Consider the following 4,069-nt stretch of genomic DNA (forward strand, 5'->3'; position numbering starts at 1 on the left):
CGGCGCTCGCGGCCGCGGTCGGCGCGGCGCTCGCGCTGGCGGTCGGTGCGGCGGCGCTCGCGGTCCCGGTCGGCGCGGCGGCGGCGCTCGCGGTCCCGGTCGGCGCGGCGGCGGCGCTCGCGTGCGGGGTCGGCGGTGTGCTCGCGTCCGGCGCGGGTGCGCCCGTCGCGCCGGACGCATCGCGCCGCGCCCGCAGGTCGGCCCCGCAGTGCTTGCACCGGCGGGCAATGCGGTGGACGTCGCCGCCGCACGCGGGGCACGGCACGTAGAAGGAGTCGCGATCGGTCGCGGCCATGCGCGGAGTCGACCGCTCGGGCCGGGCCGCCTATTCCCGGCGGCCGCCCCGCGCGCGACGCAACGTCCGGCCGCTGTGGATTTGCCGAGCGCGGCCCCGCCCGGGCCGGGCCATCCGTTTTAAGCTGATGCGGTGGAGCGCACGCTCGAACCCGAGGTCATGGACACCGCCGAGGAGGCGGCGGACTACGATGCGATGGACCACTCCGAGCCGAATCGGGCGTTCGTCGACCGCCTGTTCGCCCTGGGGGCGCGCGGGCGCATGCTCGACATCGGCACCGGCCCGGGGCACATCCCGCTGCTCGTGTGCGAGCGCGACCCGGACGCACAGGTCGTCGGCGTCGATCTGTCGCGCCACATGCTCGCGGTCGCCGAGCGGCGCCGCGCGCAGTCGCCGCACGCAGCGCGGGTCACGTTCCGCATCGCCGACGCCAAGGCGCTCGACGAGCCGACTGGCGCCTACGACGCGGTGTTCAGTAACACGATCTTGCACCACATCCCCGACCCGCGGCCGTTTCTGGCCGAGGCCGCGCGCGTGTTGCGGCCCGGCGGCGCCCTGTTGATTCGCGACCTGATGCGTCCGGCCACGGAGGCGGAAGTGGACGCCCTGGTCGCGCGTCACGCCGCCGATTGCACGCCGCGCCAGCGCGAGTTGTTTCGCGCGAGTCTGTGCGCCGCGCTCACCGTCGACGAACTGCGCGCGATGGCCGACGAGGTCGGCCTGGCCCACGCGGAGATCGCCGTCGATTCCGATCGCCACATGTCGCTGCAGATCGCAGCAAGGGAGTGACACGATGGGACGCGTCCGCGAGTTTTCCGAGAAGTTGTGGAACGGCGACGAACAGTTCTCCGGCGACAAGAACCCGCTGTGGCTGTTCGCCGGACTCGAGGCGCTCGACGACGACCTCGCGTTTCTGTCGAGCTTTTCCAACGTCACGGCCATCCGCACGGGCGAGGGATTGGTGTTGATCGACACGGGCGGGCACCTGTTTGCGGGCGCCACGTTCGACGCGATCCGCCGATGGACGCAGGATCGGGTGCACACGGCGATCTACACCCACGGGCACGTCGACCACGCATTCGGGCTGGGGCCGTTCGAGCGCGCCGACGGCCCGGCCCGCGTGATCGCGCACGAGGCGGTGCCTGCCCGCTTCGACCGCTATCAACTCACCGCGGGCTACAACGAGGTGATCAACGCGCGCCAGTTCCGCACGCCCGGGATCCGGTGGCCGACCGAGTACCGCTATCCCGACGTGACCTACCGCGACACGCTGACCGTCGACGTCGGCGGCGTGACGCTCGAACTGCACCACGACCGGGGCGAGACGGACGACCACACGTGGGTGTGGTTGCCGCAGCGCAAGGCGATCTGCACCGGCGACCTGTTCATCTGGGCGTCGCCCAACTGCGGCAATCCGCAGAAGGTGCAGCGCTACCCGCGCGAGTGGGCGGCGGCGCTGCGCGCGATGCAGGCGCTCGGCGCCGAGACGCTGTTTCCCGGCCACGGGCCGCCGATCTTCGGGCCCGACCGCGTGGATCGCGCGCTCGGCGACACCGCGCGGCTGCTCGAGACGTTGGTCGACCAGACGCTCGCGCTGATGAACGAAGGCGCGCGCCTCGACGACATCTTGCACGCCGTGCGCGTGCCCGACGACCTGCTGTCGCGGCCCTATCTGCGGCCGGTCTACGACGAGCCGGCGTTCGTCGTGCGGAACCTGTGGCGGCTGTACGGCGGCTGGTACGACGGCAATCCGGCGCACCTGAAGCCGCCGCGCGATGCCGACCTCGCCGCCGAACTGGCGGCGCTGGCTGGCGGGGCGGCGGCGCTCGCGGCGCGGGCCGAGGCGCTCGCCGCCGAGGGACGGCTCGATCTGGCCGCGTCGCTCGCCGAGTTCGCCGCCTTGGCGGCGCCGGACGACGCCGGGGTCCGCGACGTCCGCCGCGCCGTCTATCGGGCGCGCGCCGAGCGCGAGACGAGCCTGATGGCGCGCAGCATCTTCCGCGCGGCCGCCGACGAGTAGGGCCGCGGACGCCCGGGGCGGCGGCGTCGTGGCCGGCTCGACCGCCGGCCGCGCGCCGGGCAGCCGCAGCGGGTCCGGCGAACGACGGGTGCGGTTCGCTGCACTCCGTCGCCGCGCGACGCCGGCGACCCGGTATCATCGGCAGCCATGGCACAGGACAACGTGTTGGTCCCGCTGCTCAGCGGGTTCGAGGAGATCGAAGCGGTCACGATCATCGACGTGCTCCGCCGGGCCGACATCCCGGTGATCGTGGCGGGCGAGCGGCCCGGGCCGGTCGAGGGTTCGCACGGCATCGCGATCGTGGCGACGACGGCGCTCGACGACGTGGACCCGGATCAGCTCGCGATGGTCGCGTTGCCGGGCGGCCTGCCGGGCGCGCAACACCTCGCGGACAGCGAGCGCGTGCGCGCGCTCCTGCGCGCCGTGCGCGAGCGCGGCGGCTACACCGCGGCGATCTGCGCCGCGCCGATGGCACTTGCGGCCGCCGGCGTGCATTCCGGGCACAAGGTGACGAGCTACCCCGGCTTCGACCGGTACCTCGAGGGCGCGCAGTACTGCGAGGACGCGGTCGTGGTCGACGACCGGGTGATCACGAGCCGCGGTCCCGGCACGGCGCTGGCGTTCGCGCTGGCGCTGGTCGCCGCACTCAAGGGGGACGACGTCGCGCGCGCGCTGGGCGAGCGGATGCTCGTCGCGCGCGGATGACCGGCGATCCCTGGAATCCCGACCAGTACGCCCGGTTTCGCCGCGAGCGCGCGCAGCCGTTTTACGACTTGCTCGCCCGCGTGCTGCCGAGCCCGAACATGCGGGTCGTCGACCTCGGCTGCGGCTCGGGCGCGCTCACCCGCGAGTTGCACGAGCGGCTCGGCGCAGCCGCCACCGTCGGCGTCGACGCGTCCCGCGAAATGTTGGCCGGCAGCGACCGCTACGCCGGCGACGGGGTGTCGTTCGTGTGCGCCGACCTGGCCAGCTACCGCGACGGCGCGCCGTACGACCTCGTGTTTTCCAACGCGGCGCTGCACTGGCTGCCCGACCACGCGAGTTTGTTCGCGAACCTCGCGTCGCGCGTGGCGTCCGGCGGGCAGCTCGCCGTGCAGATTCCGTGCAACGACACCTATCCGTCGCACACGGTGCTGGCCGAGGTCGCGCGCGAGACGCCGTTTGCCGACGCGCTCGGCGGGTACGTGCGCGAGAGCCCGGTGCTGCCGCCGTGGGCGTACGCCGATCTGCTGCATCGATTCGGGTTCGCGGAGGTCGACGTGTGGCTGCGGGTATACACGCACGAGCTCCCCGGGCCGGAGGCGGTCGTCGAGTGGGTCAAGGGGTCCACGCTGACCGACTACCGGCGGAGGCTGGCGCCCGACGTGTTCGACGCGTTCGTCGCGCGGTACCGGCAACGGTTGATGGACGCGCTGCCGGACGCGCGTCCCTTCGTGTTTCCGTTCCAGCGGCTGTTCGTGTGGGGCCGGCGCGGATAGGAGGCTGTTGCGCATAGCCGCTGGCTGCGGTCGCGATCTGCCGGCGATCTTCGGCGTACGTCCTCGCGCCCTTCGGTACCGTATGTTGATACGCGCCATTGCGCGCTACGGGCGTGCGCCGAACCTCGCCTCGCATCTCGCAACCTCGCTGGCGCGCCTCTACGCAACAGCCTCCTGGCGGCCGCGGGGCGCGGTGCACTCGGCGGACGGGGCGCGCGGCCACCCGCAGCGGAGGCCCGCCTCCGGGTTGATTGAGTCAAGTGATGCCCGCACCCG

At 73.2% G+C, this 4,069-nt stretch carries 5 protein-coding genes; all 5 read left to right on the top strand.

Annotated elements, in window-relative coordinates; translation table 11 throughout:
- On the top strand, positions 1-269 hold a 269-nt coding region (locus D6689_20700), incomplete at its 5' end, for a hypothetical protein (protein ID RMH37738.1).
- A gap of 185 nt (positions 270-454) precedes the next feature.
- A complete protein-coding gene (locus tag D6689_20705; protein RMH37742.1) occupies positions 455-1,084 on the top strand; it encodes a class I SAM-dependent methyltransferase in 630 nt (209 codons plus the stop codon).
- 4 nt (positions 1,085-1,088) lie between these two features.
- A complete protein-coding gene (locus D6689_20710) occupies positions 1,089-2,315 on the top strand; it encodes an MBL fold metallo-hydrolase (GenBank protein ID RMH37739.1) in 1,227 nt (408 codons plus the stop codon).
- A gap of 147 nt (positions 2,316-2,462) precedes the next feature.
- Positions 2,463-3,020 carry a DJ-1/PfpI family protein gene (locus tag D6689_20715; protein ID RMH37740.1) on the top strand — a complete coding sequence of 186 codons (558 nt, stop codon included), beginning with the start codon at positions 2,463-2,465 and terminating at the stop codon, positions 3,018-3,020.
- Complete coding sequence (locus tag D6689_20720) at positions 3,017-3,793, top strand: methyltransferase domain-containing protein (protein RMH37741.1); 777 nt, start codon at positions 3,017-3,019, stop codon at positions 3,791-3,793. Before D6689_20715 ends, D6689_20720 begins: the two co-directional genes overlap by 4 nt.
- Positions 3,794-4,069: the final 276 nt, after the last annotated feature.

This window comes from Deltaproteobacteria bacterium (genome assembly GCA_003696105.1).
In the GTDB taxonomy this organism is placed as follows: domain Bacteria; phylum Myxococcota_A; class Polyangia; order Haliangiales; family J016; genus J016.

Bases quoted from the DNA above. Each gene is read 5' to 3' on its own strand.
- D6689_20705 (RMH37742.1), top strand. From the start codon at position 455: ATGGACACCGCCGAGGAGGCGGCGGACTACGATGCGATGGACCACTCC.
- D6689_20710 (RMH37739.1), top strand. From the start codon at position 1,089: ATGGGACGCGTCCGCGAGTTTTCCGAGAAGTTGTGGAACGGCGACGAA.
- D6689_20715 (RMH37740.1), top strand. From the start codon at position 2,463: ATGGCACAGGACAACGTGTTGGTCCCGCTGCTCAGCGGGTTCGAGGAG.
- D6689_20720 (RMH37741.1), top strand. From the start codon at position 3,017: ATGACCGGCGATCCCTGGAATCCCGACCAGTACGCCCGGTTTCGCCGC.